Source organism: Motilibacter aurantiacus, from assembly GCF_011250645.1.
In the GTDB taxonomy this organism is placed as follows: Bacteria; Actinomycetota; Actinomycetes; order Motilibacterales; family Motilibacteraceae; genus Motilibacter_A; species Motilibacter_A aurantiacus.
In genome coordinates this window covers 350,341-377,160 of record NZ_JAANNO010000003.1, presented here as the reverse complement: position 1 = coordinate 377,160, position 26,820 = coordinate 350,341, and the positions used below count along the sequence as shown (strand labels likewise).

Here is a 26,820-nt window from a genome sequence, read left to right as displayed (position 1 = left end):
AAGATCGCCGGAGGGGCGGAAGGTGGGCAGATGTCCGACGGGTACGCCCTGGACCCGGCCGAGCTGACCGCGGCCGGCGGGGCCTTGCGCGACGTCGCCGGGACGCTGGCCGGGCAGGCGGGGATGCTCGCGGTGTCCCCGGACGCCGGTGCCGGCAGCGACGAGGTGCGCAAGGCGTTCGCCGCGCTCGGCGGCGGGGTGGAGGGTGTCGCCGCCGCCCTGCGCGACGCCGCCGAGGCGCTCGACGTCACCGTCAGCACCTACGTCGGGACGGACGCCGGCGTGAGCGAGGTGTTCGGCGGGATGGTGCCGCGGTGATCGAGCTGACCGTTCACGGCAGCTCGACGGCCTGCCGGGCGGCGGCCTCGACCGGCCGGGGCGTCGCCGAGGAGCTCGAGCAGAGCGCGGCGACGGTGCGGCGCACGAACTGCGGCTCCTGGAGCGGGGCGGCTGCGGAGGGCTACCGGGCCACCGCCCGTGACGCGGCCTCCGCGTTGACCGGCCTGGCCGACGGGATCACGCCCGCGTGCCGGGCTCTCGACGACTTCGCCGGTGCCCTGGACGTCGTCCGGTCCGACCTGGCCAGGGTGCGCACCCTGGCCTCCGGGGCGGGCCTCGCGGTCAGCGGCGACACGGTCCTGCCCCCGTCCGGCGGCGGCGAGATGACCGAGGAGCAGGCGGCCGAGCACGACCGCAAGGTGCGGGCCTACGACGAGGCCTTCGCGATCGCGCAGGACGCGCGCGCCAAGGAGCGCGACGCGCACAGCCGGCTGGTCGACGCCATGCTGGACAGCAACGGCGACGGCCTCGTCGAGAACCTGCTGGAGAAGCTCGGGCTGCTGCCCCCCGACGGGATGGACGGCATCGCGGCCGGCGGCTACGCGCTCGGCCTCGCCGGCCTGGGCTTCGGTGGCCTGGCCGGCTGGATGGCGCAGGGCGCCCTGGGCGTCTGGCAGCCGAAGTTCCGCGACGCCCAGGGCCGGTGGGTGTGGGGAACCAACAAGGGCTGGACGCCCCTGGAGCGGCTCCGGCTCTCGCTGCGCTCCGGCGCTGCGGCCCGCGACTGGCGGGCGCTGCCGCACCAGTCGGCGAACATGGCGCGCTGGGAGACGGCAGGGGCCTGGGCGAACCGGGCCGGTGGCGTCGTCACCGGCATCACCTCGGCCTGGAGCCAGTGGGACGCGGACGCGGACGACCCCTCGCTGGACACCGGCGAGCGGGTCGACCGGGCCGCGACCAAGGGTGTCCTGTCCGGGGCCGGCGCGTGGGGAGGCGCGTCCGCCGGCGCGTGGGCTGGCGGGGCGATCGGCACCGCGATCTTCCCCGGGGTCGGCACCGTGGTGGGCGGCGCGATCGGCGGCCTGGTCGGTGGCGCGATCGGCGGGTTCGCCGGCAGCGAGCTCGCCGACACGGTCAACGAGCAGTGGGACGGCGCAGTCCACGCGGCGGGCGACGCCGTCGACGCGATCGGGGACGGGCTGTCCGACGTCGGTGACGCGATCAGCTTCTGGGACTGAGCGTGAGCCCGATCCTCGCCGTCGTGCTGGCCGCCGCCGGAGCCGCACTCCTCGCGTACGCCGTGCTGCTGCGCCTCGGCGCCCGCCCCTGGGCGCGGGACTGGGCCTCCAACGGCGAGCGCGGCGTCCGCACCGGGCTGCTGACGGTCCCCGGCGGTGGGGCGGGCCTGCTCGCGCTCGCCGTCGCCGACCGGGCCGACGACAACCTCGTCGCCGCCGTCGTGCTCACCGTGTGCCTGCCGGTGTTCGTGGTCCTCATGCTGCTCAGCGCGCTGCAGCTGCGCGTCCCGCTGTGGCTCGTCCCCGGCTGGGCGCGGGAGAGCGTGCGGCTGCGGCGAGCCGCGGGGCGGCGGCGGTGAGCGCGGGAATGGTGGCGCACCAGGTCGCCGGCTGCGTGCTGCCGGTGCCCGCCGACTGGCAGGTGGTGCCGGGCCAGCCGGACGGCCGGCTCATCGCGGTCGAGCCCGCCGTCGAGGGCGGGCGCCCCTTCCGGGCGAGCCTGGTGCTGACGGTGGTCCACAACGGCGGGCTGTCGTTCCGCGACTGGCAGGCGGGCACCGACCGGCTGCTCCCCACGCAGCTGGCGGCGTACCAGCTGATCGACCTCGAGCGCCGGCCCGTCGGCGGGCAGCCTGGCGGCCGCCGGCTCGCCCAGCACGTCGTCGACGACGCCGTCCCGGTGACGATGGAGCAGTGGTTCGCGCAGGCCGGCGGCGCCGGCTGCACCCTCACGGCGACCGTCGACACCGTCCGCTACGACTACTTCGCCGACCTGTTCGCCGAGCTCGCCGACGGGCTCGTCGTGGGCCCGCCGCCCCGCGCGGAGGCAGCCGGGTGACCGTGCAGACGCGGGACGGGGTCGTGCGCCTCGCGGTCGAGGACTGGCTGCGGCTCATCGAGGAGGGGGACGCGGCCCTGCCCGCGCAGCTGGCCCAGCTGCCCGGCGTGCCCGAGGCGGTGCGGGCCGCCCGCCGGCCGCTGGCCCGGGTGCAGCTCGATGTCGCCTCGCCCCGGGTCGCCGTGCGCCATCACGCCTGGGCCGGGGACGAGGCGGTCGCTGTCCTCGCCCACGTCCGCGGGGCGGAGCACCAGCTGATGCCGCTGCCGCCGCCGTTCCTGGCCGGCTTCCTGGCCCGGCTGGCCGGGCTCCGCCCGCACCGGGTCGACGGCACCCGCGAGCCGCGCCCGGTGGACGAGGAGCTGCTGGACGACCTCTTCCACCCCGACGACCTGCGCAGGTCCTCGGCGTACGCGATGCTCGCCGCGCGCGGCGCTTTCGCTCTCGCGACCGCCGCCCCGTCCGGGGAGCGGCGGCTGGCCGTGGTCGAGGACGGCCGGGGGCTCTGGGCCGTGGAGCCGGAGCCGGGCGAGGAGGGCTGGCAGCTGGCGCCGACCACGCCCACGGTGCTCTGGCGGCGGATGAGCGCCGTGGGCCACGACGTCCGGGGGTGAACGGGAAAGGCCCTGGTCAGCGAACCGACCAGGGCCTCCTGTGCTGGGGTGAGTGACGGGACTCGAACCCGCGACACCCGGGATCACAACCCGGTGCTCTACCAGCTGAGCTACACCCACCATCGACGCGCCGGTCGCCCGCCGCGGCTGGACAAGTGTAGCGGGGCCTGGCAGCAGGTCTCAGGCCAGTTCCCCCGCAGCGGGCTCGGGCGTCGCCGGCTGCCCCGCGGCGGCGGGCAGGCCCGGCTCGGGGGCCGGGAGCACGTGCTTGGCCGCGATCGCGCGCGAGGTGTCGGTGTCGGGGCCGGGCTGCGGGACGAAGACGGCCTCGCGGTAGTACGCCAGCTCGGCGATGCTCTCGCGGATGTCGGCCAGCGCGCGGTGGCCGCCCGCCTTCTTCGGCGAGTTGTAGTAGGCCCGGGGGTACCACCGGCGAGCCAGCTCCTTGATGCTGGACACGTCGACGATCCGGTAGTGCAGGTGGTCGTCGAGGGCGGGCATGTCGCGCGCGATGAAGCCGCGGTCGGTGCTCACCGAGTTGCCGGCGAGCGGGGCCTTGCGTGCGTCGGGCACGTGCTTGCGGACGTACGCCAGGACCTCCCGCTCGGCCTCCTCGAGCGTCACGCCGTGCTCGAGGCTGGCCAGCAGCCCCGACGCCGTGTGCATCTCGCGGACGACGTCCGGCATGGTGGCCAACGCCTCGTCCGGCGGGCGGATCACGACGTCGACCCCCTCGCCGAGGATGTTGAGCTCACTGTCGGTCACGAGCGCAGCGATCTCGACCAGCGCGTCGGTGCGCAGGTCGAGGCCGGTCATCTCGCAGTCGATCCACACCAGCCGGTCCACCATGGGCGACACCCTAGAAGTCCGGGACGGACCGTGTGGATCCCGGGACTCCTGGTGACCTCCCGAGCGCGTCCGTCGGGCACGACAGCTGTCGCATCCCCGGCGGAACTTCTCGGCCACGCGCGCCGTTCGCCTGTGGCCCACGGCACGGCCGGCGGCATCGCGCGCCCCGGCGCGGGCGAGGCAGACTGGCACCCAGCATGCCTCTGTCCCCAGCCCCCGCCGCCCGAGCGGCCTCCCGCGCCCGGCGGGCCGCTGCCGGAGCCCTGGTGGCCCTTCTCGCCCTCGGCTGGCTCGTCCTCGCCGGCGCGGCCCCGGCCGCCGCGCACAACAGCCTCGTCTCCTCCTTCCCCGCCGAGGGGGAGGTGCTCGAGAGCGCGCCGCCGCAGGTCGAGCTGGCCTTCGACGCCGACGTCTCCGGCGTGGGGCTCGCACTCGTGCTGACCGGCCCCGACGGGCAGCCGGTCGCGCTGGGCCGGCCAGCCGCGGACGGGCAGCGCGTGACGGCCCCGCTGTCGGGGGCGGCGGCCGCCGGCGCGTACGCCCTGGACTGGCGCGTGGTCTCGGCCGACGGGCATCCGGTGGCCGGGCGGCTGTCGTTCTCGGTCGCGAGCGGCAAGCCCGCTCCGGTCGGCGTGCAGGCCGCGGCGAGCGCCGGAGCCGGCGACGAGCAGGGCTGGCTCTCCCGCAACGGCGGGCTGCTCGGCGTCGGCGGGGTCGCGGCCGTGATCGTGGCCTACCTCGCCGTCGACGTGGCCCGGCGGCGCCGCTCCCGGGCGGCGGAGGGCACGCGATGACCCAGCTCGAAGCACCGGCCCCGCCCGCTGCCGACCGGCCCGACCCGCGCCGGACGCGCCGTCCCTGGGGGCCACCGGCCGCGGCGGTCGCCTACCTCGTGCTGCTCGTCACGCTGGTGGTCGGGGGAGGCCGGCCCGAGAAGGCCGCCCCCGGGCTGCCGGACGCCGGGCCGGTCACCGGCTGGGGCCTTCCGGTGGCGCGGCTGCTGGCCGACGGCGCCGCGATCGCGACGGTCGGCCTGCTGCTCGCGGGGGCCGTGCTGCTCGCCAACCGGGAGGGGCAGCTGCGTGGCAGCGCCTTCCTGGGCGTACGCCTCGCCGGCACGGCCGCGCTCGCCTGGGCGGGCGCGGCGCTGGTGCAGACCGTCCTCACCCTGTCCGACGTGTTCGGGCGGCCGCCGCAGGACGCGCTCTCCGGCTCGGCGCTCCGCGAGTTCCTGACGGTCCTGCCGCAGGGCCGTGCGCTGGTGACGCAGGTCGTGCTGGCCTGCGTCGTCGCCGTCCTCGCCCGTCTCACCACGTCCGTGCGCGGCGCCCTGGCGCTGCTCGCCGTCGCCGTGGCCGCGGTCACCCCACCGCTGCTCACCGGGCACGCCGCGGGCGCCGGCAACCACATGCTCGCCATCTCCGCGCTGGTCGTCCACGTCGTCGCGTCGGTGCTCTGGGTCGGCGGGCTCGGGGCGCTGCTCTGGGTCTGGCGGCGCACGGCCACCGGCGCGCCGCTCGTCGCGGCCGTGCCGCGCTACAGCCGGCTGGCGCTGTGGGCCGCCGTCGCGGTGGGCGGAAGCGGCCTCGTGAGCGCGTGGCTCCGCCTCGGCAGCGTGGACGCGGCGCTGTCGTCGGCGTACGGCGGGCTGGTCCTGGAGAAGGCGGCCGGCTTCGCCCTGCTGGTCGCGCTCGGCGCCCGGATGCGGCTCGTCGTGCTGCCCCGGCTCGCGCAGTCGCGGGCAGCGTTCGCCCGGCTCGCCGCCGTCGAGGTGCTCCTCATGGCCGCCCTCGTCGGGCTGGCGGTCGCGCTCGCGCGGACGCCGACGCCGGTGCCGGTCGACGAGGGCCCGAGCTCCGCGCCGCTGCTGCGCTCGCTGCTCGGCTTCGACCCGCCGCCGGCGCCGACGCCGCTGCGATACCTGACCGAGTACCAGGTCGACGGGTTCTTCCTCACGTTCGTGCTGCTCGCCGGCGCCCTGTACGCCGTGGGCCTGCGCACGCTGCGCCACCGCGGCGACCCCTGGCCGGTCGGCCGGGCCGTCTCCTGGTACGTCGGGCTGGCGATCGTGCTGTACACGACCTGCGGCGGGCTCGCGGCGTACTCGCACCTGCTGTTCAGCGCGCACATGATGGGCCACATGGTGCTGTCGATGGTGGCGCCGATCTTCCTGGTGCTCGGCGCCCCGGTGACCCTGGCCCTGCGCACGCTGCCCGGGGGCCGCACCCCCGAGGAGCGTGGCCCCCGCCAGGCGCTGCTCGCGGTCCTGCACTCGCCGTTCGTCTCGTTCGTCACCCACCCGGTCGTCGCCGGCCTCATCTTCGTCGGCAGCCTGTTCGCGCTCTACTTCACGCCGCTGTTCGGCTTCCTGATGAGCAACCACGCCCTCGGCCACACGCTCATGGCGGCGCACTTCCTGGCCGCCGGGTCGCTCTTCTTCTACGTCCTCGTCGGCATCGACCCGGCGCCGCGCAAGCTGCCGTACCTCGCGCGGATCGGCGTGCTGTTCGCGGCCATGCCGTTCCACGCGTTCTTCTCGATCGCCGTCATGTCGACGACGTCGCTGCTCGCCGCGGACTACTACGAGGAGCTCGGGGACCCCTACGGCCGCGGCCTGCTGGACGACCAGCACCTCGGCGGCGGGCTCGGCTGGGGCCTCGGCGAGGTGCCCATCGCGATCGTGCTCATCGCGGTCTTCGTCGCCTGGACGCGCGCCGACGAGCGCGAGGCCCGCCGCACGGACCGGGCGGCCGACCGGGCCACCGCGCGCGGCGAGGAGGACGAGCTGGCGGCCTACAACGCCTGGCTCAAGCAGATGAACGAGCGCCCGCGCCGCTGACGGCAGCGCGACGCCCCGCCCGGGAGGGGTCAGGCCCCGCGGGCGGCCGCGAACACCGCGTCGATGGCGTCGGCGATGCGGATCGACTCCGCGATCTCGACGATGGTGTCGGCCTCGCCGCGGATCCGTGCCGAGACGGCCTCGAACATCAGCTGGTACGGGTCGACCGGGGCGAAGCGCTCGACGCGGTCGTCGACGTGCAGCTCGGCGACCTCGTAGCGGGAGACGAACGCGCTCTCGCGGATCGCCAGCCGCCCCTCGGTCCCCTCGACCACGACTTCCTGGACGTCCTGGCCCGACATGCCGAAGCGGACGTCGGCGGTGGTCCGCCCGAGCGTGAGCTGCGCCGTGCCGGCCAGGTCGACGCCGCTCGGGTGCAGCTCGAGCTCGCCGGATGCCTGCTTGAGGGGAGCGGCGCCCGCGGCCCAGAGCGCCGCAGACACGGCGTAGCAGCCGACGTCGTAGAGCGCGCCGCCGCCGCGGGCCGGGTCGTACCGGTAGTTCACGAGGTCCTCGGTCACGCCGCCGGTGAAGGTCGACGTCACGGACGTGACCTCCCCGAGCAGGCCGGCCTTCACCAGGGCCTCGGCCCGCCGGGTTCGGGGGTGCCAGCGGTACCAGAAGGCCTCGACCACGAGTTTGTCGGCGGCCTCGGCCGCGGTGGCCATGCGGCGTGCCTCCGCGCCGGACAGCCCCAGCGGCTTCTCGCAGAGGACGTGCTTGCCGGCCTCGAGCGCGCGCAGCGTCATGGGCAGGTGGGCGTCGTTGTTGAGCGCGATGTAGACCGCGTCGACGTCGGGGTCCTGCAGCAGGAGCTCGTAGTCGTCGTACGCCGACCCGGCGGGGCCGAGGCGGAGCGCCCGCCCGGCGTCGCGCGCCGCGGCCGCCTGCAGCCGTGCTCCGCGCGCCGCGTGCACGCACGGGGCGATGTTGCGTGCCATCGCGCCCGCGCCGAGGAAGCCCCACCGTACGTCGCCTGCCACGCGTGCTCCTTCGTCGTCGGGCCGAAGGCGCCAGTCTCGCGCACGCCCCCTCGCGCCGGCCGCACGGGCGGTGCGCCCGCCGAGGACGCGGAACGGCGGCCCTGCCGGAGCAGGGCCGCCGTCCGAGGGCGTGCAGGGGCTACTTGTCGGCCCAGTACGCCGCGGCGCTGACCATGGGCCACTCGCGCTCGGGGTCCGCCCGGTAGAGCGGGTTCATGGCGAACACCGTCATGCGGGAGGTGCCGGCGGTGTTGGTGCCGTGGGCCACGATCGCGCTGCCGCCGGCCGATGCCGACTGGGTGTCCTGCGCCCACAGGCCCGCGGCGAAGAAGCCGGACTGCGGCAGCCGCGCGTCGACGGTGAAGGTCGACGGGACGGCCGTGAGCCAGGTGGGCGGGTCCATCATCGCCGTGTCCCTGGCGGGGTACGCGCCGGTGATGACGCTGCTCGCGCCGCCGGTGTTGTCCCACCAGACGATGCCGCTGCGCCCGCCGCCGGTGCGCGCCGTCGCGGTCAGGCCGGTGACCTGGCCGCCGCTGGTCAGGAAGCCCGCGCCGGCCGTCCCGGCGCCGATGTAGCCGCCGCCCGCGGCGAAGAAGGCCGCGAGCCGCGCCCGTGCGGTGGCGTTCGCCGCGGTGTTGCCCGGGAACGCGGTGCCGGCGTTGAACACGACGTCGTAGCTGTCGAGCGGGTTGGTCGTGCCGTTGAGCATGGCGGTCGATACCGGGTTGGCGGTGAAGCCGAGGTTGCGCAGCGACCAGACGCTCTGGTCGAGGCTGCCGGTCAGCACGGCGATGCGCGGGGAGCGGTCGACGTCGTCCAGCGCCGGGACGCCCGCCGCCTTGACCGGCTGGAACTCGAGACCGGTCCGCTTCGCGAGCGCGTCCAGCGTCCGGCGAGCCTCACGGCCGGCCGGCAGGACGATCGAGCCCGCGGCGAGCGTGCCGGTCGTGGCCTGCACCGGGCCGAGGGCCAGCTTGGGGCGGAGCTCCCCGTCGGAGACGAGGTCGTTGAGGAACCGGACCGCCGTGGGGGAGTCGATCTCGAGCGCGTAGTAGTCGGCGCTGCCGCCCTGCACCCCGCCGCCGAGCAGGCTCGGCGTCCGGACCTTGTTCACCGCCGAGGGGAGGGCGGTGCCGCGCGGGACCGGGACGACGTCGGCGCCCCAGAGGTAGCCGTGGCTCCACGCGGCCGGGGACGCGTACAGCTGGTTGATCCGGTCGGAGATGTCGACGCCGATCGACAGCGCGGTGTCGGCGAGCCCGCGCCGCGGCTGGGCCAGCGGGACGACGTAGGAGCCGGCGGCGTAGGTCGTGTCGCCGTAGGTGTAGGGACGCGTCGTCTTCTGCACCTCGATGTCGTTGTAGAGCAGCCACTCGACCAGCCGGTTGGCCTCGGCCTCGCTGCGCTGCCCGGTGCCCATCGGGATGAGGTAGCCCTCGCCGTACTCGCCCATCCAGTTGTTGTCGACGTCGTACGGCGCCGGGCAGCACTCCGGCCGGGGCGCGTTGGTGTCGTTGCGGACCAGGATCTCGAGCTGGTCGTGGAGCATCGCGCTGCGGTTGTCCGCGACGAAGCCCATGGTCGACTCCACGACGACGACCTGCTGGTTCTTGGCGCCGATGCGGCCACCGCAGATGTCGAAGGGCGTCCAGCACATCTCGATCGTGGAGGCGTCGAGGCCGATCTGCTGGGCGTACATGCCGGTGTAGAACGGGCCCCAGTCGTCCCAGCCCTCGGCCTCGGCCGGGCCTGGGGGCCGCCCGTTGGCGCAGAGCCCGGTCGTCGTGCTCGGGAAGTCACCGTCGGAGCACCACTCGGTGACCGGGATGGTCGTCTCGAAGCCGGCGGCGTCCATGGCGGCGACGTTCGCGGCCACACGCGGCTGGTTCCACTTGATCCAGAGGTCGTACTCGACGCTCGGGTTGTGCGGCTTGGTCGTCCCCTCGATGAGGGCGGGGGCGACGTAGCCGTGCAGGTCGAGCAGCTCGGGGGCGAGCCACTCCTTCTGCAGGTCGATCGACGCGATCGTCTCCGGCTGCGTCTGGGACAGGTAGTCCCGGTTGAGGTCGAAGCCGTTGCCGTTCGGCCGCAGGCCGGTGACCCGCCCGTCCGGGTTCTGGATCGGGTTGAAGACCAGGACCAGGTGGTCCAGGGCGTGGTCGACCTCGGGGTCCTGGCCGTACGGCGTCGTCGCGTACTTCTCGATGAGCTCCATGGCGGCGTCGACGCCCTCGAACTCGTTGCCGTGGATGCCGCCCTGGATCACCATGGGCGTCTTGATCCGGGGGCCGGCCGCGTCGACCAGGTCCTGGGCCTTCGCCGGGTCCTCCAGCATCTGCTTGCGGACCCTGGTCCACGCCCGGTAGTCGTCGCGCTGCTGCTTGGTCTCCAACGCGTTGATGACGACGCCGTAGAGCGGGCGGCCGAGCGCGGACTCGCCGATGACCTCCACGGTCATGCGGCCGTTGCTCTGCGCGGCGATGCGCTCGAGGGTGCACCCGACGGCGTAGTACGGGATGTGCGGGAAGCTGCCGGCCGGGTCCCCAGGGGCCCCGGTGGGGAGGCTGGCGGCCGCGTCGGCGCTCGGGGTGCCGCACCAGGGCGGAGTGATGGCTGCCTCGGCCGGCTGCGTCATCGGGACCAGCAGCCCGGCGAGCAGCACGCCCGCCAGCAGCGGGAGTCGAACGGAACGGGCTCTCACGTGCCCGACCTCCTGGTGATGTTGTCCGGGGCCGCACGAGCGGCCGCAGCTGTTGGGGTGCCCGGGGGCGGGCGCGACGTGGGTCAGGGGCTTGCGCACTCACCCGGCGGCGGTGGCGGTCGCCCGATGCGTGCCGAATTCCTAGCCCGCAGGAATTGTCCCTGTCAAGGACGCCGCCGAGGCCGGAACGGCTGAAGCGCGAAGTAAAAGACACGTAACACGGTTCGCTCGAAGGGTCGCCGCCGCGAGGCCCGTCACCGCCCCGAGGGATCGCCGGGAGCGGCCTTCCCGCAGGAGGAAGGCCGTGGGCGCGCCCGGCAGGGGTCGAACCTGCGACCGTCGGATTAGAAGTCCGCTGCTCTATCCGCTGAGCTACGGGCGCTCGCGCTCCGTCAGGGTAGGCCCGGCCCCTTCTCGAAGCCCACCCGCGGAGCGACGGCACCGTCGGTCAGCGCCGCAGCCGCGGGGTCCGGGGCCCCGGCCGGCCCCTCGCCGAGCGACGCCGCAGCCGGGTCGAGCACCCGGGACAGGAACGTCCGGGTGCGCGCGTGCTGCGGGTTGCCGATCACCTGGTCGGGGTGGCCGTCCTCCACGACGACCCCGCCGTCCATGAAGACGACCCGGGACGCCACCTCACGGGCGAAGCTCATCTCGTGGGTGACGACGAGCATCGTCATCCCCTCCGCCGCGAGGCCGCGCATGACGGCGAGCACGTCGCCCACGAGCTCGGGGTCGAGCGCCGAGGTCGGCTCGTCGAAGAGCATGAGGTCCGGGCTCATCGAGAGCGAGCGTGCGATGGCCACGCGCTGCTGCTGCCCGCCGGACAGCTTCGCCGGGTACGCGTCGGCGCGGTCGGCGAGCCCGACCCGCTCGAGGTTGGCCCGGGCGACCTGCTCGGCCTCGGCCTTGCTGCGCTTGAGCACCCGGCGCTGGGCGATGGTGAGGTTGTCCAGCACCGTGAGGTGCGGGAAGAGGTTGAACTGCTGGAAGACCATGCCGATCCGGCGCCGGACCGCGTCGATGTCGACGTCGGGGTCGGTGACCTCGATGCCCTCGACGTGCACCGTGCCCGACGTGGGCTGCTCGAGCAGGTTGACGCAGCGCAGCAGCGTCGACTTGCCGGAGCCGGACGGCCCGATGACGCAGACGACCTCGCCCGCCTGGACCTCGAGGTCGATGCCCTTGAGGACCTCGTTCTGGCCGAAGGACTTGTGCACGTCGCGGATCGCGATGACGGGGGGACGGCCACCGGTCGCCGTGCGTACGGGGGTTGTCGCGGTCATCGTGCCTTCGCCTGCCTTGCCTCGAGCCGACGGGCCAGGTAGCTCAACGGGACGGTCAGGACCAGGTAGCAGATCCCGGCCACCAGCAGCGGGGTGCTGTTGAAGTTGGCCTGCGTGATCTCGCGGCCGTACTTGGTCAGGTCCTGCTGTTCGAGGGTCATGCCGAGCACGTAGACCAGCGAGGAGTCCTTCAGCAGCAGGACGAGCTCGTTGGTCAGCGGCGGGATGATGATCCGGAAGGCCTGTGGGATGACGATCGAGACCATCGCGCGGCCGGAGGACATGCCGAGCGAGCGTGCCGCCTCGGTCTGCCCGCGCGGCACGGCCTGCAGCCCGGCGCGGACCGTCTCGGCCATGTACGCCCCGGAGACCAGCCCCAGCGCCAGGGTCACCTGCCCGGTCAGCCCGCCGGGGATCTGCCAGCCCGGGAACGCGAACGGGACGCCGTACCCGATGAAGATGAAGATGATCAGGGCCGGCAGCCCGCGGAAGATCTCGATGTAGAGCCCGGCCAGTGCCCGGTACGCCCGGATCTGCGACAGCCGCATGAGCGCCAGCACGAGGCCCAGCAGCAGGCCGAGCAGGAAGCCGAACACGGTGTACTTGACCGTGTTGACCATCGCCGTCGTGATGACGTCCGGGAACATCTCCCGGGCCAGGTCGGTGTTGCCGAAGTTCTCCTTCAGCGTCCCCCAGTCGGCCAGGAACGCGAAGGCGAGCACCAGCGCGACCAGCAGGGCGTACTGGAGGCCGAGCGACACCCGGCGCCGCTGTCTGCGCGTCAAGCGGCGCGCGGGCGCGCTCGTCGTTGCCATCTGTGCTGCGTGCTCCTGTCAGCCAGCGGCCGGCGTGGCGGCCGCCGAGGGCACCTCGCCGATCCACTTGCTGTAGATCTCGTCGTACGTGCCGTCCGTGCGGGCGCCCTCGAGGACGGAGTTCACCACGTCGAGCAGGGCGGTGTTGCCCTTCTTGACGCCGAAGCCGTACTGCTCGCCGGTCTCGATGGTGGCCGAGATCTCGAAGTCGGCGTTGGCCGGGTCCTTGAGCCACTCGCTGACCACGGGCAGGTCCTGGATGGCCACGTCGGCCTGGCCCGCCTTGAGGGCGTTGAACTGCAGGTCGGGCGTACCGACCGACACCGGGTCCAGGCCGGCGTCGCGGGCGTACTTCTCGCCCGTGGTCGCCTCCTGGGAGGTCAGCTTCTTGCCCTCGGCCGCCTCGAGCGAGGTGATGCCACTGCCCTTCTTGGACAGCAGCGCCTGGTTCGCGTCGAAGTAGGGGTCGCTGAAGTCGATGCTCTGCTGGCGCTCCGGCGTGATCGTCATGCCGGCGGCCGCGATGTCGCACTGGCCGGCGTTCAGGGCGGCGCCGGACTGGATGCCGTCGAACCCGGTGTCGCGGATCTCCGTGGTGACCCCGAGCTGGGCGGAGACCAGGTCCATGAGGTCGACGTCCAGCCCCTGGACCTTGCCGTCCACGTTCGCCTCGAACGGGGCGTACGGCAGCGAGGTGCAGACGGTGAGCTTGCCGTCGCTGACCAGCTCCACGTCCGGCGTCGTCGGCGCGTTGCTGACCGCGCCGGTGGGTGCCGGGGCGGCCGGGGTGTCCGTGGTCTCGTCGTCGCCGCCGCCGCAGCCGGCGAGGAGAAGCCCCGCGGCGGCGACCAGGGCGCCCATCGTCGTCGTGCGCCGGCCGTTGCGAATCATCGTGCGTGTCCTCCAGAAGTTCAGGCGCGGCGAGGGTATCGGCCCGCCGGGCAGCAGGCAGATGGAACACGGTCGCTGCGGCAGGACAGTTTCGGCATTGTTACGAGATCGGGTCGCCACCGTGCGCCGAGGCTCCGTCACGCCCAGCGGCTTTGACGGGCTCGCCCCCGCATGATGGAGTAGCGGGCGAGGGTGGTGGAGGAAGCCGGTGCGACTCCGGTGCGGTCCCGCCACTGTGACCGGAGAGCAGACCTCCACGCAAGGCCCGGGCGGGAGCCCGCGGCCGTGCGCACCAGGGCCACGGCCGGCGACGGCGGGAAGGCCGGGGGCGAGCGTCGACCCGGGAGCCAGGAGACTCCAGCCCTCGGTGCCGGACCCGGCACCGACCGGCCGATCGAGGCGTGGACACCTCGGCGCGAGGAGGCTCTGCGTGCTCGCACGCCCACGTCCCGGGGCGCGTCCCTCTGTCGTGCTGCCCCTCGGCCTGCTGGCCGGCGCGGCTGTGGACCGCCTCGTGGGCGACCCCCGGCGCGGGCATCCCGTCGCCGCCTTCGGCCGGGCCGCCGGCGCGCTCGAGAGCCGGGTCTGGGCGCCGTCGCGGCTGCGGGGCTCGGCCTACGCCCTGGCCTGCGTGGGAGGGACGTACGCCGCGGCCCGGCTGCTGGACCGCCGGCTCGGCTCCGCCCCGGCTTCGCTCCGGCTGGCGCTCTGCGCCGCCGCGACCTGGGCCGTCCTCGGCGGCACCACGCTGCGTCGCGAGGCGAGCGCCATGAGCGATTCCCTGGTCGCGGGGGACCTGGGCGCCGCCCGCGCCCGGCTGCCGCACCTGTGCGGGCGGGACCCGTCCGCCCTGGACGCCGCGGGCCTGGCCCGCGCCACGGTGGAGTCCGTGGCGGAGAACACCTCCGACGCGGTCGTCGCGCCCCTCGTCTGGGGCGCGGTGGCGGGCGTGCCGGGCCTGCTGGCGTACCGCGCGGCCAACACGCTGGACGCGATGGTCGGGCACCGCACGCCCCGGCACGAGCGGTTCGGCTGGGCGGCGGCCCGGCTCGACGACGTCGCCAACCTGGCCCCCGCCCGGCTGACCGGCCTGCTCGCCGTCGCCGCCGCGCCCCTCGTGGGGGGCTCGCCGGCGGCCGCGTGGCGGGCGCTGCGCCGGGACGGGGCCGCGCATCCCAGCCCGAACGCCGGCCGCTGCGAGGCCGCCTTCGCCGGGGCGCTGGGCGTCCGGCTCGGCGGGCGCAACGTCTACGCCGGCCGCGTCGAGGACCGGCCCGAGCTCGGCGACGGCCCCGCGCCCGGGGTGGCCGACGTCGCGCGCGCCGCCCGGCTCTCGCTGGCCGTCGAGCGCGCTGCGCTGGCGCTCGCCGTCGGCGCGGCCGTCGCCCGGGCGTGCCTGCGGGGGTGGCGCTCGTGACCGGCGGCGGCCTGCTCGTCGCGGGCACGACCTCCGACGCGGGCAAGAGCGTCCTGACCGCGGGGATCTGCCGCTGGCTCGCGCGCAGTGGGGTGAAGGTCGCGCCCTTCAAGGCCCAGAACATGTCGCTGAACTCCTGGGTCACCGCCGACGGCGCCGAGATCGGGCGTGCCCAGGCGGTGCAGGCCGCCGCCGCCGGGGTCGAGGCCGAGGCCGCCATGAACCCGGTCCTGCTCAAGCCGGGCAGCGACCGGCACAGCCAGGTCGTGCTGCTCGGCCGCCCCGTGGCCGAGGTCGACGCGATGAGCTACCGCGACCTCAAGCCGCGGCTGCTCCGCACCGCGCTGGAGGCCCTGGCCGGCCTGCGCGAGCGGTTCGACGTCGTCGTGTGCGAGGGCGCCGGCAGCCCGGCCGAGATCAACCTGCGCGACCGCGACATCGCCAACATGGGCCTGGCCCGTGCCGCCGGCCTGCCGGTCGTGGTGGTCGGCGACATCGACCGCGGCGGGGTGTTCGCCGCCATGCACGGCACGCTGGCGCTGCTCTCCCCGCTCGACCAGGCGCTCGTCGCCGGGTTCGTGGTCAACAAGTTCCGCGGTGACCCCGCGCTGCTGGCCCCAGGGCTGGAGATCCTCCGGGGCCTGACCGGGCGCCCGGTGCTCGGCACCCTGCCCTGGGTACGCGGCCTGCGGCTCGACCTCGAGGACTCCCTCGGCATGGACCTGGCGCCGGACTTCGCCGGGCCGGCCGTCGGTGACGAGCCGCTGCGGGTGGCCGTCGTCCGGCTGCCACGGGTGAGCAACGCGACCGACGTGGACGCGCTGGCGCTCGAGCCCGGGGTGCAGGTGTCCTTCACCGACCGGCCCGAGGACGTCCTCGCCGCAGACCTCGCGGTGCTGCCCGGCTCCCGGGCGACCGTGAGCGACCTGGCCTGGGCACGCGGCCGCGGGCTCGCCGCGGCGCTGGCGGCGCGCGCGGCGGCCGGCCGGCCCGTTCTCGGCATCTGCGGCGGCTACCAGATGCTCGGCACTCGCATCGAGGACGACGTCGAGAGCCGCGCGGGCGCGGTCGAGGGGCTGGGCCTGCTCCCGGTCGCGACCCGCTTCGCGCCGGACAAGACGCTCGGCCGGCCCACCGGGACCGCGCTGACGAGCGGTGAGCGGGTGTCGGCGTACGAGATCCACCACGGCCTCGTCACCCGTCAGTCCGGGGACGCGCTGTTCGGCACCGACGACGGTGGGTCGGAGGGCTGCCGGGCCGGGCCCGTCTGGGGCACCACCTGGCACGGCGTGCTGGAGAACGACGGCTTCCGCCGCGCCTTCCTCGCCGACGTCGCCGCCGCCGCCGGCCGCCGCTTCGTGCCCGCGCCCGCCACCTCGTTCGCCGCCGCCCGCGAGGCGCGGCTCGACGTCCTCGGCGACCTCGTCGAGCAGCACCTCGACACCGACGCCCTGCTCCGCCTGATCGAGCAGGGCTGCCCACCCGGCCTGCCCTTCGTCCCACCCGGAGCTCCTGAAGTGACCGTCCCAGAGGTGCACCCGTGATCACCCCCGTCCTGCTCTCCACCGCCGACACCGAGCTGCTCGCGGCCCGCTCGTCGGGCGCCGGCTGGCGCACGGCCAACCCGGCCCGGCTCGGGGCCGCGGACGTCCCCGGGCTGCTCGCCGGCGCCGACGCGGTCGTCGTCCGGCTGCTCGGCGGCCGCCGCGCCTGGGAGGAGGGGCTGGACGCGGTGCTCGCGGCCGGGCTGCCGACGGTGGTGCTCGGCGGGGAGGCCGTGCCCGACGCCGAGCTGCAGGCGTTGTCGACCCTGCCGGCCGGCGCGGTCACCGAAGCGCTCGCGTACCTGCGCGAGGGCGGCGTCGCGAACCTGCGCGAGCTCGCCCGCTTCCTGTCCGACACCGTGCTGCTGACGGGGGAGGGGTTCGAGCCGCCCGCGCCCATGCCGCAGTTCGGCGTGCTCCGGTCGCGGGCGTCCGTCGAGGGCCGCCCGACCGTCGGGGTCGTGTTCTACCGGGCGCACGCCCTGTCGGGGAACACCGAGTTCGTCGAGACGCTCTGCGACGCGGTCGAGGCCCAGGGCGCGAACGCGCTCCCGCTGTTCTGCGCATCGCTGCGCGCGGTCGACGACGAGCTGATGGGCCTGCTGCGCCGCTGCGACGCGGTGGTCACGACCGTGCTGGCGGCCGGCGGGACCCGCGCGGCGGACGCGTCGGCGGGTGGGGACGAGGAGGCCTGGGACGTCGGCGCGCTCGCGGCGCTCGATGTCCCCGTGATCCAGGGGCTCGCCCTGACGACCTCCCGGGCGCAGTGGGAGGAGTCCGACGCGGCGCTCTCGCCGATGGACGCCGCGATGCAGGTCGCGATCCCCGAGTTCGACGGGCGCCTCGTGACGGTGCCCTTCTCCTTCAAGCAGACGCCGGACGACGACGGCCCCCCGGTCTACGTCGCCGACCCGGAGCGGGCCGCGCGCGTGGCCGGGATCGCGGTGCGCCACGCCCGGCTGCGGCACGTCCCGAACGCGCGCAAGCGGCTCGCGGTCGTGCTGTCGTCCTACCCGACCAAGCACGCCCGGGTCGGCAACGCGGTCGGCCTGGACACCCCGGCCTCCGCCGTGCGGCTGCTGAGCGCCCTGCGGGACGCCGGCTACCAGGTGGGGGAGTTCCCCGAGGACGGCGACGCGCTGATCCACGCGCTCATCGCGGCCGGGGGCCACGACGTCGAGTGGCTGACCGAGGAGCAGCTCGCGGCCGCGCCGGCTCGGGTGCCGCTGCCGACGTACGAACGCTGGTTCGGCTCCCTGGCGAAGCCGCTGCGCGACGGCGTGGTCGAGCAGTGGGGCGAGGCTCCCGGCTCTCTCTACGTCGACAACGGCGACATCGTGCTGGCGTCGCTGCAGTTCGGCAACGTCGTGCTGATGATCCAGCCGCCGCGCGGCTTCGGTGAGAACCCCATCGCGATCTACCACGACCCGGCCCTGCCGCCGTCGCACCACTACCTCGCGGCCTACCGCTGGCTGGAGTCGTCGGTGGACGACGGCGGCTTCGGCGCCGACGCCGTGATCCACCTCGGCAAGCACGGGACGCTGGAGTGGCTGCCCGGCAAGGGGCTCGGCCTCTCGGCCGAGTGCGCCCCCGACGCCGCGTTGGGCGATCTGCCGTTCGTCTACCCGTTCATCGTCAACGACCCGGGCGAGGGCACGCAGGCCAAGCGCCGCGGGCACGCCACCGTGGTCGACCACCTGGTGCCGCCGATGGCGCGCGCGGACGCGTACGGGGAGATGGCCAGGCTCGAGCAGTTGCTCGACGAGTACGCAACGGTGCAGGCGCTCGACCCGGCGAAGGTCCCCGTGCTGCGGGCGCAGATCTGGGAGCTCGTGCAGTCCGCGCAGCTCCACCACGACCTGCACGTCGAGGCCCAGCCGGACGAGGAGGAGTTCGACGACTTCGTCCTGCACATCGACGGCTACCTCTGCGAGGTCAAGGACGTCCTGATCCGCGACGGCCTGCACGTCCTGGGAGCGGCACCGGAGGGGGAGGCGCTGGACAACCTCGCGGTGTCGGTGCTGCGGGCGTCGCAGGTCTGGGGCGGCCGCACCGGCGCCCTGCCGGGCATCCGGGCCGCGCTCGCCGCAGCCCACGGGCTCGACGAGCGCGCCCTGCTGGCGGACCCCGGAGCGCTCGTGGACGTGCCGGCGCCGCTCCTCGAGCAGGACGGCGAGCGAGGCCGGGCCGAGCGCGTCCGGGCCTCCGCCGCCGTCGACGCGCTGGACGCCGTCGCGCTGCGCCTCGTGCAGGCGCTGCACGGGTCGACGCCCGAAGTGGCGGTGACGGCGGTGGTGGGTGTGCCCGACCCGGCGCTGGTGGACGTACTCCGCTTCGCCGAAGCCGAGCTCCTGCCTCGGCTGGCGCGCACGACGGACGAGCTCGGCAACGTGCTGCGCGCGCTCGACGGGCGCTTCGTGGAGCCCGGCCCGTCCGGCTCGCCGACCCGCGGCCTGGTCAACGTGCTGCCGACGGGCCGCAACTTCTACTCCGTCGACCCGAAGGCGATCCCGTCGCGCAACGCCTGGGACGTCGGCGTCGCGCTGGCGGACTCCCTGCTCGCCCGCCACAGGGCCGACACGGGGGAGTGGCCGCGCTCGGTCGGGCTCACGGTCTGGGGGACGAGCGCGATGCGCACCCAGGGTGACGACATCGCCGAGGTGCTCGCGCTGCTGGGCTGCCGGCCCACGTGGGACGAGGCGTCCCGGCGGGTCACCGGCTTCGAGGTGGTCCCCGTGGAGGAGCTCGGCCGTCCGCGCGTGGACGTGACCGTGCGGATCTCCGGCTTCTTCCGCGACGCCTTCCCGCACGTCGTCGCGCTGATCGACGACGCGGTGCAGGCGGTGGCCGCGCTCGAGGAGCCGCCCGCGGACAACTTCGTGCGGGCGCACGTCGACGAGGACGTCGCGTCCCACGGCGACCGGCGCCGCGCGACGTCGCGCATCTTCGGCTCCAAGCCGGGGGCGTACGGCGCCGGCCTCCTCCCGCTCATCGACGCCCGCAACTGGCGCACGGACACCGACCTCGCCGAGGTCTACGCCGTCTGGGGCGGCTACGCCTACGGTCGCGGGCTCGACGGCCGCGAGGCGCGGGCCGACATGGAGCAGGCGTTCCGGCGCATCAGCGTGGCGGCGAAGAACCAGGACACCCGCGAGCACGACATCGTCGACTCCGACGACTACTTCCAGTACCACGGCGGCATGGTCGCCATGGTGCGCTCGCTGACGGGGTCCTCGCCCGCCGCGTACGTCGGGGACTCCGCGGTGCCCGACAGCGTGCGCACGCGGACGCTGCAGGAGGAGACGCACCGCGTCTTCCGGGCCCGCGTGGTCAACCCGAAGTGGGTTTCGGCGATGCAGCGCCACGGCTACAAGGGCGCGTTCGAGCTCGCGGCGACCGTCGACTACCTGTTCGGCTACGACGCCACGGCGGGCGTCGTCGAGGACTGGATGTACGAGCAGCTCGCGGCGTCCTACGTGTTCGACGAGACGAACCGCGCTTTCATGGAGAAGTCCAACCCCTGGGCGTTGCGCGGCATCACCGAGCGGCTGCTGGAGGCGGCGGACCGGCAGCTCTGGGCCGAGCCGGACGCCGCGACGCTGGAGCGGCTGCGGGCGACGTACCTCGAGCTCGAGGGGGAGCTGGAGGGCGACGAATAGGGCATTGCCCGGGTCCGCCCGCAATGCGGGAGAGTGGCGCTTGATGCGCGATTTCACCGTTTCTCGATAGGGTGAAAAACTCGGTCGGGGTGCGCGGGTGCCGACTAGAATTCGCCGGTTGACACGTCCTACTGGAGGTCACATGGTGAATAGCTCGCACATCACGGAATCGCTGCCCTCGTCGGCTCCCCACGCTGCGCTCACCCGGCGCGACGCGCTCAAGCGCGGCGCGCTCGTCGGTGGTGCCCTCGTGTGGACGGTGCCGGCGATCCAGTCGCTGTCCATGGGGGCGGCGGACGCGGCGTCCGGCTCGGTGCCGCCTCCCGGCCCCGCGCCCGCCCTCTGCATCCCCTCGCACGGCCTGCTGCTCGTCCGTACCGCCGCCGGCGTCCTCGTCGGGATGAAGGTCGACGAGGACGGCTCGATCGACGGCATCCCGTCGAAGAACGGCGACGCGGCCTTCCTCGGCGCGGCGCCGCGCAACTACTCCGGCTGGGTGAAGCCGTCGAAGGCCGGTGTCACCGTCTCCGGCGGCAGGACCGCCGACGGCAAGGGGCTGTTCCTCGCCGTTCCGGCCGGCACGACGTTCGTGGGCGCGTGGGCCGCGGACGGCAACATCTCCGGCGGGCCGGGCAGCCCTGTGGGGCTCGACTACGCCGCGGTGACCCCGAGCGGCGGACGGGTGACCTTCACCAAGTCCTGCTGAGCCCCGGCGGCCCCAGGGCCTCGGTGACGAGCTGGGCGGCCCGCCGCGGGTCGCCCAGCCGCAGGCCCCACGTCCGGGCCTGCGCCAGCACGTCGGCGATCGTCCGCAGCGCTGCGCCCGGGCTCTGCACCGAGGTGAACCCGCGGGGCAGCAGGGCACGCAGCGCCTCCGTGCGGTCGGCGGGCGCGAGCCGTGGTGGGCCCTCCGCCCGCCGCAGCAGCAGCACGTCGGTCACCGGCCCCGGCGTGCCGGAGGCCAGGGCCCCGAGGTCGACGGCCCGGACGAAACGCTCCCCGACCGCCTCGACGCCCCGGTCGTCCACGTCGAGCGCCCGGCGCGACCAGTCCGACAGCGCCAACGGCCGCGGGTAGGCCGCGGGTGGCCCGGCGTGCCACGGAAGCGCCAGCGCCTCGTCACTGACCAGCTCCCACCCCTCGAGCAGCAGCGCCGCGGTCAGCGTCGACTTGCCCGCGCCGGACACCCCGGGCACGGCGAGCGTCGAGCGGCCGAGGCTGAGCACGGCCGCGTGGTACGCCAGCAGCGGCGTGGCGGCGACCGCGGAGAGGTTCACCGCCGCGCACGCCTCGCCGACCGCCTCCGCGAGCGTGCGCGCCTGCACGGTGTGCGCCGGCGAGGCGACGTGCCACGGCCCCGTCCCCGTCACCCGGACGGTCACCCCGCGCTCGCCGCAGGGCGCCGCCGCGCAGTCCGCCCACAGCCGCTCCAGCACCTCGCCCAGCTCGGGGTCGTCGACCAGGAGGCGCATTGGGACGTCGAGGGCGCGCAGCGAGAAGGCCGGGCGTGGCCGGCCCGGCCCGGGCAGCAGCCCGGCGGCGACGAGCCCGTCCAGCAGCCGGCCGACGTCGTCGCGCAGGGCGTCGGCCGTCGTCCCGTACGCGGCGGCCAGCAGTGCGGTGAGCTCCTCGGCCGTGTGCTCGCCGTCGGCGAGCCGCCACACGTCGCTCGCTGTCGAGTTCAGAAACGCGACTTCGTCCGTGCAGGGAGAGTACGCGCTGATCAAGCCGTCGAGCTCGACGCTCACGACTCCCGGCAGCGGCGGCCCGACGCGAGGGGGTGACACCCGTCCAGCCTAGGGCGTGACCGGAGGGTCACGAAGCGTAGATCGTCGGCTCACCCGTACGGCAGACATCCGTACCGCTGTACGGGTGAAGCCAGGTTTGGTGAAGTCGAGGTGGCACTTCCCGGCACGGCGTCTTCCTACGCTGGAACGGCATTCTTCGACGACCAGGGAGCACGTGAATGACGAACGGGTCCGTGAGCACCGACGGGATGAGCCGCCGGGACGCGCTGAAGAAGGGCGTGCTGGTCGGCGGCGCGGTGTGGGCCGTGCCCGCCATCCAGGCGATCGGTGTCGGGGTCGCGGACGCCGCGTCCACCACGGCCCCGAAGCCGCCGACGCCCACCGTGCCGTCCCGGCCCACGCCCTGCGTTCCCGCCGCCGGCCTGCTGCTGTGCACGGTCTGGAAGTGGGGCTGGCCGTGCCTCGTCGGGGTCAGGATCGACGGCAACGGACGGATCGACTGCATCCCGACCGACCGGGACGACAAGGACGCCCGGTTCCTTCGCTCCCTGGGCTACTCCACCTGGTTCAAGCCCTCGGACCTCGGGCTGAGCGTCTCCGGCGGCTACCTCAGCGGCAGGACGGGGCTCTACCTGCTGCTCCCGACGCTGGCGAGCTTCGTCAAGGCGTGGGTGTCGGACGTCGACCTGTGCTCGCCGAGCAGCAGCTCGGGCCACGAGGAGGCGCACTGCTCCGGCGGCAGGGTCATCTTCAGCAAGTACGTCTGACGACGGGCTCGACGGCGTCAGGCCCCCGGGCCGGGAGGGGCGGTGCCGCCGCCCTCCCGGCCCGCGCGCGTCTGCGGGCGCGTCGCGCGCCGCTCCAGCACCAGGTGGAGCCGCCGGGCCCGGGCGAGCCGGCGGGCGCGGCGCGCCAGGTCGGCGTTCACACCGCCTCCCGCCGGGTCATCGGCAGCCGGCCGCGCGTCAGCAGCAGGGCCACGCCTCCGGCGAGCAGCGGCACGACCCCGATGATCGCCAGCAGTGACAGCCACGGGGCGACCAGGTCGTAGTCGGGCAGCGACCGGACGAAGGCGATCCCCGGCACCAGGCCCGCCAGCACCCCGAGCAGGGTCCCCAGCAGCGTGATGGTCAGCGCCTGCGCGGCCGCCAGCCAGCGGCGTACGCGAGGCGCGGCACCCACCGCGGCCAGCGTCGCGTGGTCCGGCCGGGCGTCGGCGAGGGCGAGCCCCGTCGCGACGCCCGCCGCGCCCAGCGTGATGACCGCCGAGGCGAGGACGAGCGCGAGCAGCCCCGGCCCGTACGAGCTGCGGTACCCGCGCTCCACGGACAGGTCGTACGGGCCGAGCCCGAACTGCTCGAGTGCGGCTGCTGCGGCGTCCTCCTCGCCCTGCGTGGGAACCCGGTCCAGGCGCAGGGCGAGCTGGCGGACCGTCGACCCGATCCCGAGCCGATCGGCCGTCCGCTCCGACATGAGGCTGGCGAAGGGCAGGTCCTGCACCCAGGCGGCCGGGACCGTGACGCGCTCGTCGGGCTGCGGCCCCGTCCACGTCGCCTCCTGGCCCGGCGGGGGCTCCTGGTCCAGGGCGTCCGGGCCGAACAGCTCGTACGTCGCGCGGCCGTCCTCGACCTGCGCCCGCCAGTTGAGCAGCACGCCGCCGGACGCGAGCACGTCGCGCTCCTGCTCGGTGAGCTGCACGCCGAGCCGCTCGGCCAGGGCGGCGTCACCGACGGCGCTGGTGGAGTTGCTGTAGCGCGTGCTCAGGTGGCTGATGACGCAGCGCCAGTCGTCGTCCCGCGCGCTGGCCCGGCCGTCCGGGCACCGGTTCGCCTCCGGCGTCACGAGGTTCGCCTGGGGGCAGCGGTCCGTCACGCACGCCCCCGCGACCCGCAACGGGATCACGTCCGCGACCGGCAGCTGCGCGGCCACGGCCCGCTCCACGTCCGCCGCCGGGACCACCCTGGTCGTGTGGTCGCCCTCGGCGTCGTAGCTCGTGGTCACGAGGCCCACGGAGGCGAACCGGTCCGGCAGGCTCGGGCGGTACTCCCGGCGGTCGTGGTCGTCGAAGGACTGCACCACGAAGCTCAGCGCCACGCTGCCGCTGACGGCGACCAGGACGGCCGCGACGGCAGGTGCCGTCCGTGCCCGGTGGCGCGCAGCGTCGCGGACCGCCAGGCGGGGCGAGAGCGGCAGCGCGTGGGCGAGGCGGCCGGCGAGCGCCACCACGGTGGGGGACAGCACGACCAGGCCGAGGATGGCCAGCACGGCACCGCCGGCGATGAGGCCTGCCACCACGTACGCGGTGCCGTCGGTCATGCCGTCGTCCGCCGCGAGCGCGACCGCCGAGCCGATGCCGGCGGCGACCACCCCGAGCACGCCGGTCAGCACCCCGATGACGGGGACGCGGCGGCGGACGTGCACCTCGTTGCGCCGCCCGGCGAGGGTGGCCACCACGTCCTGGCGGGCGGCGGCGCGGGCCGGCACGACGGCGGCGAGGACTCCGGTCAGGACGCCGACGAGCACGATGGGCAGCACTTCGAGCGGGCGCAGGTCGTAGCGGCCGGTGTCGGAGCCGACGTGGTGCAGCACCGGGACCGCGGCGAGAGCCAGCAGGCAGCCGAGGACGACCCCCACGGCGCCGGCCACGAGCCCGAGGACGAGCCCGCCCGCGAGGACCACGCGCCGGGCGTCACGCCGGTCACCGCCGACCGCCACCACGAGCGCGAGCGTCCGGGCCTGCCGCCGAGCACCGACCGCGAAGGCCGCGCCGGCGAGCAGGATCACCTCGAGGCACGCGAGCACCACGACCACGGTGATAGCGAGGATGGTGAACGCCAGTTCGCTGTTGCTGTTGGCCCATGCGTTGTCGGGGTCGGCGTAGAACGGCACCTCAGAGCGCGGCGGCGGGTTCTCCGCCACCTCACGGGAGAGCACGGCGACGCCGAGCTCGTTCAGCTCCAGGATGCGGTCCCAGGTGATGGGGGCGTCCACGACCCACAGGCTCTGCAGCGGGCGGCGGAAGCCCGGGTTGCCCGTCGCCTCCGCGAGTGCCCCCGGCAGCGCGACGACTTCCTGCGCGTGCGGGTCGGCCAGCCGATGGGCGATGCCCACGACGGTGAAGGCGGCTTCGGGCTCGGTGACGGTCAGGGTGTCGCCCTCGGCCAGCCCCGCCCGGTCGGCGAGCTTCGGGGTCAGCAGCACCTCGCCCGCCGCCTGCGGTCCGCGGCCCGAGTCGAGCGCCCACCGGCCCGCCATCGCCGGGTCCGCCGCCTCGGTCTCCGTCCAGCCGACCGAGCCGAGGCCGGTCCGCGTGCGCACGGTCACCGAGTCCGACGTCTCGGTCAGTGCCCGGGCCCCGGTAGGCACGAGCGCCTCGATGTCGACGGGCTCGCCGTCCCGTGCGGCCGAGTAGCTCCCCACGTCGCCGTCGGGGGTCTGGGTGATCGACGAGCCGTCGGAGGACCAGGACAGGAAGCGGTAGGAGGCCTGCCCCAGCTGGCGGTCGAGCTGCTCGTCGGGGTTGAGCTCGGCCGTGCGCCAGGCCACGGCCGCGAACGCCAGCGCCATCACCGGCAGGGCTACCATCGCGACGATCAGGAAGCTGCGGCCCTTCGCCCGCAGGGCGTCGCGACGCGCGATGCGCAGGGCTGCCGCCAGGCCGACCCGCGGCCCGCGCTTGGCCTCCTCGGGCGCCGCGGCGACGGGAGGGGGTGCGTACGCCGTCACCGGCCGGCCTCCAGCAGCACGTCCGCGCCGGGCGAGCTGCCCGTCTCGTCGACGACGACGCCGTCGCGCAGGAACACGACCCGGTCGGCCCAGGCGGCGTGGCGCGCCTCGTGCGTCACCAGGACCCCGGCCGCTCCCGCGTCGACTCGCGAACGCAGAAGCCGGAGAACGGCTTCGCCCGTCTCCGAGTCCAGGGCGCCGGTCGGCTCGTCGGCCAGCAGGAGCCGGCGCTGGCCCACGAGGGCGCGCGCGATGGCGACCCGCTGCTGCTGGCCGCCGGACATGTCGTCGGGGAAGCGGTCGGCGAGCTCGGCCAGCCCCACCTCCTCCAGGGCCACGAGCGCGTCGGCGCGCGCCGCCTTCGCGCGCGCACCGTCGAGCTCGCGGGGGAGCGCGACGTTCTCGGCAGCGGTGAGCGCCGGGATCAGGTTGAAGTCCTGGAAGACGTAGCCGAGCGAGCGCCGCCGCAGGGCCGCGAGCCCCTTGCGGCCCAGCGTGGACAGGGCGGTCCCCTCGACCACGACCTCGCCGCCGGTGGGGCTGTCGAGCCCCCCCGCGATGGTGAGCAGCGTGGACTTGCCGGAGCCGGACGGGCCCATGACGGCGACGAGCTCGCCCGGGCGGACCGCGAGCGAGACGCCGCGCAGGGCGTGCACGACGTTGTCGCCGGTGCCGTGCACCCGGCGGACGTCGCGCAGCTCGAGCACGGGCGCGGTTCCCTGCGTGTCGCTCATCGGCGTGCCTCCTTCGGCTGGCTGTCCTTCGTGGGGAGTGCGGGGGCGGTCGTCGACCGGTCGCGGGCCTCCGCCGCGGCCCGGGCCAGCCGCGCCTCGCAGGCGTCCAGCCACCGGACCTCCGCCTCCGCGGAGAAGACGAGCGAGTCCAGGACGAGCGTCCAGGCCAGGTCCGAGTCCCCGGCGCGCACCTTGAGCCGGGTGTAGTCCTGCAGCGCCCGGAGGGTGGCCGTGCGCTGGGCCTGGATGACGCCCCGCACGTCGACGCCGGGCACGGTGACCGCGAGCGCCAGCTTGATCGCCAGCTCGTCGCGCGGGGGCGAGGTGCGCTCCACCGGGCTGGCGAACCACGTCGCCACCTCTGCCCGGCCGGAGTCGGTGATCCGGTAGAAGACGTGGCCCTCGCCGTCGGTCGAGTCCGGCTCCACGAGGCCGTCGCGCTCCAACCGGGCGAGCGTCGTGTAGACCTGCCCGACGTTGAGCGGCCACGTGGACCCGGTGCGCTCCTCGAAGGCTGACCGCAGCTGGTAGCCGTAGCTGGGGCCCTCCTCGAGGAGGGCGAGCAGGCTCTGCCGGACGGACATGGGCGCTCCCTTGCATACTCGGTATGGCACTCCAGGTATACCCCGTATGCAGCGGCGGGTCCAGGGCCGGGAAGT

At 74.9% G+C, this 26,820-nt stretch carries 23 protein-coding genes, 2 tRNA genes and 1 riboswitch; of the genes, 12 read left to right on the top strand and 13 right to left on the bottom strand.

The window, feature by feature from the left end:
• Positions 1 to 30: 30 nt before the first annotated feature.
• Genes G9H72_RS08055 through G9H72_RS08035 form a run of 5 tightly spaced genes read left to right on the top strand, consistent with a single transcriptional unit; the run spans position 31 to position 2,969 of the window.
• Positions 31 to 318, top strand: a complete 288-nt coding sequence (locus G9H72_RS08055) for a hypothetical protein (RefSeq protein WP_166169642.1) — start codon at positions 31 to 33, stop codon at positions 316 to 318.
• Positions 315 to 1,517, top strand: coding sequence for a hypothetical protein (locus tag G9H72_RS08050; protein ID WP_166169640.1), 1,203 nt, complete (start codon positions 315 to 317; stop codon positions 1,515 to 1,517). The genes G9H72_RS08055 and G9H72_RS08050 overlap by 4 nt, the downstream gene beginning before the upstream one ends.
• A gap of 2 nt (positions 1,518 to 1,519) precedes the next feature.
• The gene (locus G9H72_RS08045) at positions 1,520 to 1,876 is read left to right on the top strand and encodes a hypothetical protein (RefSeq protein WP_166169638.1); all 357 of its coding nucleotides are present in this window, start codon (positions 1,520 to 1,522) and stop codon (positions 1,874 to 1,876) included.
• Positions 1,873 to 2,355 carry a hypothetical protein gene (locus G9H72_RS08040; RefSeq protein ID WP_166169636.1) on the top strand — a complete coding sequence of 161 codons (483 nt, stop codon included), beginning with the start codon at positions 1,873 to 1,875 and terminating at the stop codon, positions 2,353 to 2,355. The genes G9H72_RS08045 and G9H72_RS08040 overlap by 4 nt, the downstream gene beginning before the upstream one ends.
• Positions 2,352 to 2,969 carry a hypothetical protein gene (locus tag G9H72_RS08035; RefSeq protein ID WP_166169634.1) on the top strand — a complete coding sequence of 206 codons (618 nt, stop codon included), beginning with the start codon at positions 2,352 to 2,354 and terminating at the stop codon, positions 2,967 to 2,969. Before G9H72_RS08040 ends, G9H72_RS08035 begins: the two co-directional genes overlap by 4 nt.
• Positions 2,970 to 3,013: 44 nt before the next feature.
• Here the strand turns inward: G9H72_RS08035 and G9H72_RS08030 are convergent.
• Together G9H72_RS08030 and orn are read right to left on the bottom strand one after the other, a co-directional pair.
• Positions 3,014 to 3,089: transfer RNA gene (locus tag G9H72_RS08030), tRNA-His, on the bottom strand.
• 60 nt (positions 3,090 to 3,149) lie between these two features.
• Positions 3,150 to 3,818, bottom strand: a complete 669-nt coding sequence (gene orn / locus G9H72_RS08025) for an oligoribonuclease (RefSeq protein ID WP_166169632.1) — start codon at positions 3,816 to 3,818, stop codon at positions 3,150 to 3,152.
• Positions 3,819 to 4,015: 197 nt separating this feature from the next.
• On the opposite strand from orn, the gene G9H72_RS08020 reads away from it, so the two are divergent.
• Together G9H72_RS08020 and G9H72_RS08015 are read left to right on the top strand one after the other, a co-directional pair.
• The gene (locus G9H72_RS08020; protein WP_166169630.1) at positions 4,016 to 4,612 is read left to right on the top strand and encodes a copper resistance CopC family protein; all 597 of its coding nucleotides are present in this window, start codon (positions 4,016 to 4,018) and stop codon (positions 4,610 to 4,612) included.
• Complete coding sequence (locus G9H72_RS08015) at positions 4,609 to 6,657, top strand: cytochrome c oxidase assembly protein (protein WP_166169628.1); 2,049 nt, start codon at positions 4,609 to 4,611, stop codon at positions 6,655 to 6,657. Before G9H72_RS08020 ends, G9H72_RS08015 begins: the two co-directional genes overlap by 4 nt.
• Before the next feature lie 29 nt (positions 6,658 to 6,686).
• On the opposite strand, the gene G9H72_RS08010 is transcribed toward G9H72_RS08015, so the two are convergent.
• From G9H72_RS08010 to G9H72_RS07985, 6 genes are all read right to left on the bottom strand, one after another.
• Positions 6,687 to 7,640, bottom strand: coding sequence for a Gfo/Idh/MocA family protein (locus tag G9H72_RS08010; RefSeq protein WP_166169626.1), 954 nt, complete (start codon positions 7,638 to 7,640; stop codon positions 6,687 to 6,689).
• A gap of 139 nt (positions 7,641 to 7,779) precedes the next feature.
• Complete coding sequence (locus G9H72_RS08005) at positions 7,780 to 10,344, bottom strand: M14 family zinc carboxypeptidase (RefSeq protein WP_166169624.1); 2,565 nt, start codon at positions 10,342 to 10,344, stop codon at positions 7,780 to 7,782.
• Positions 10,345 to 10,653: 309 nt separating this feature from the next.
• A tRNA-Arg gene (locus G9H72_RS08000) sits at positions 10,654 to 10,726 on the bottom strand.
• 10 nt (positions 10,727 to 10,736) lie between these two features.
• Positions 10,737 to 11,627: an amino acid ABC transporter ATP-binding protein gene (locus tag G9H72_RS07995; RefSeq protein ID WP_166169622.1), complete on the bottom strand. Its 891-nt coding sequence runs from the start codon at positions 11,625 to 11,627 to the stop codon at positions 10,737 to 10,739.
• Complete coding sequence (locus G9H72_RS07990; protein WP_166169620.1) at positions 11,624 to 12,442, bottom strand: amino acid ABC transporter permease; 819 nt, start codon at positions 12,440 to 12,442, stop codon at positions 11,624 to 11,626. Before G9H72_RS07990 ends, G9H72_RS07995 begins: the two co-directional genes overlap by 4 nt.
• An 18-nt stretch (positions 12,443 to 12,460) precedes the next feature.
• The gene (locus tag G9H72_RS07985) at positions 12,461 to 13,333 is read right to left on the bottom strand and encodes a transporter substrate-binding domain-containing protein (protein ID WP_166169618.1); all 873 of its coding nucleotides are present in this window, start codon (positions 13,331 to 13,333) and stop codon (positions 12,461 to 12,463) included.
• A 199-nt stretch (positions 13,334 to 13,532) separates the two neighbouring features.
• Positions 13,533 to 13,690: riboswitch (cobalamin riboswitch) on the top strand.
• Between the two features lie 73 nt (positions 13,691 to 13,763).
• Here G9H72_RS07985 and G9H72_RS07980 point away from each other — a divergent pair.
• From G9H72_RS07980 to G9H72_RS07965, 4 genes are all read left to right on the top strand, one after another.
• Positions 13,764 to 14,750: a cobalamin biosynthesis protein gene (locus tag G9H72_RS07980; protein WP_331272091.1), complete on the top strand. Its 987-nt coding sequence runs from the start codon at positions 13,764 to 13,766 to the stop codon at positions 14,748 to 14,750.
• Positions 14,747 to 16,294 (top strand): cobyric acid synthase, encoded by a 1,548-nt coding sequence (locus G9H72_RS07975; protein ID WP_166169963.1) that lies wholly within the window; start codon positions 14,747 to 14,749, stop codon positions 16,292 to 16,294. The genes G9H72_RS07980 and G9H72_RS07975 overlap by 4 nt, the downstream gene beginning before the upstream one ends.
• The gene (gene cobN, locus G9H72_RS07970) at positions 16,291 to 19,953 is read left to right on the top strand and encodes a cobaltochelatase subunit CobN (RefSeq protein WP_331272089.1); all 3,663 of its coding nucleotides are present in this window, start codon (positions 16,291 to 16,293) and stop codon (positions 19,951 to 19,953) included. The genes G9H72_RS07975 and cobN overlap by 4 nt, the downstream gene beginning before the upstream one ends.
• A 142-nt stretch (positions 19,954 to 20,095) precedes the next feature.
• Positions 20,096 to 20,659 (top strand): hypothetical protein, encoded by a 564-nt coding sequence (locus tag G9H72_RS07965; RefSeq protein ID WP_166169616.1) that lies wholly within the window; start codon positions 20,096 to 20,098, stop codon positions 20,657 to 20,659.
• On the opposite strand, the gene G9H72_RS07960 is transcribed toward G9H72_RS07965, so the two are convergent.
• Entirely contained in the window at positions 20,643 to 21,740 is a 1,098-nt protein-coding gene (locus G9H72_RS07960; RefSeq protein WP_166169614.1) for a PqqD family peptide modification chaperone, read from the bottom strand. The genes G9H72_RS07965 and G9H72_RS07960 overlap by 17 nt on opposite strands.
• Before the next feature lie 179 nt (positions 21,741 to 21,919).
• On the opposite strand from G9H72_RS07960, the gene G9H72_RS07955 reads away from it, so the two are divergent.
• Positions 21,920 to 22,468, top strand: a complete 549-nt coding sequence (locus tag G9H72_RS07955; RefSeq protein ID WP_166169612.1) for a hypothetical protein — start codon at positions 21,920 to 21,922, stop codon at positions 22,466 to 22,468.
• 17 nt (positions 22,469 to 22,485) lie between these two features.
• Here the strand turns inward: G9H72_RS07955 and G9H72_RS07950 are convergent, their stop codons facing one another.
• From G9H72_RS07950 to G9H72_RS07935, 4 genes are read right to left on the bottom strand one after another with little or no spacing between them, the layout of a single operon-like run.
• Positions 22,486 to 22,629, bottom strand: coding sequence for a hypothetical protein (locus G9H72_RS07950; protein WP_166169610.1), 144 nt, complete (start codon positions 22,627 to 22,629; stop codon positions 22,486 to 22,488).
• Positions 22,626 to 25,427 carry an FtsX-like permease family protein gene (locus G9H72_RS07945; RefSeq protein ID WP_166169608.1) on the bottom strand — a complete coding sequence of 934 codons (2,802 nt, stop codon included), beginning with the start codon at positions 25,425 to 25,427 and terminating at the stop codon, positions 22,626 to 22,628. Before G9H72_RS07945 ends, G9H72_RS07950 begins: the two co-directional genes overlap by 4 nt.
• Entirely contained in the window at positions 25,424 to 26,161 is a 738-nt protein-coding gene (locus tag G9H72_RS07940; protein ID WP_166169606.1) for an ABC transporter ATP-binding protein, read from the bottom strand. Before G9H72_RS07940 ends, G9H72_RS07945 begins: the two co-directional genes overlap by 4 nt.
• Positions 26,158 to 26,745, bottom strand: a complete 588-nt coding sequence (locus G9H72_RS07935; protein ID WP_166169604.1) for a PadR family transcriptional regulator — start codon at positions 26,743 to 26,745, stop codon at positions 26,158 to 26,160. The genes G9H72_RS07940 and G9H72_RS07935 overlap by 4 nt, the downstream gene beginning before the upstream one ends.
• Between the last annotated feature and the right edge of the window lie 75 nt (positions 26,746 to 26,820).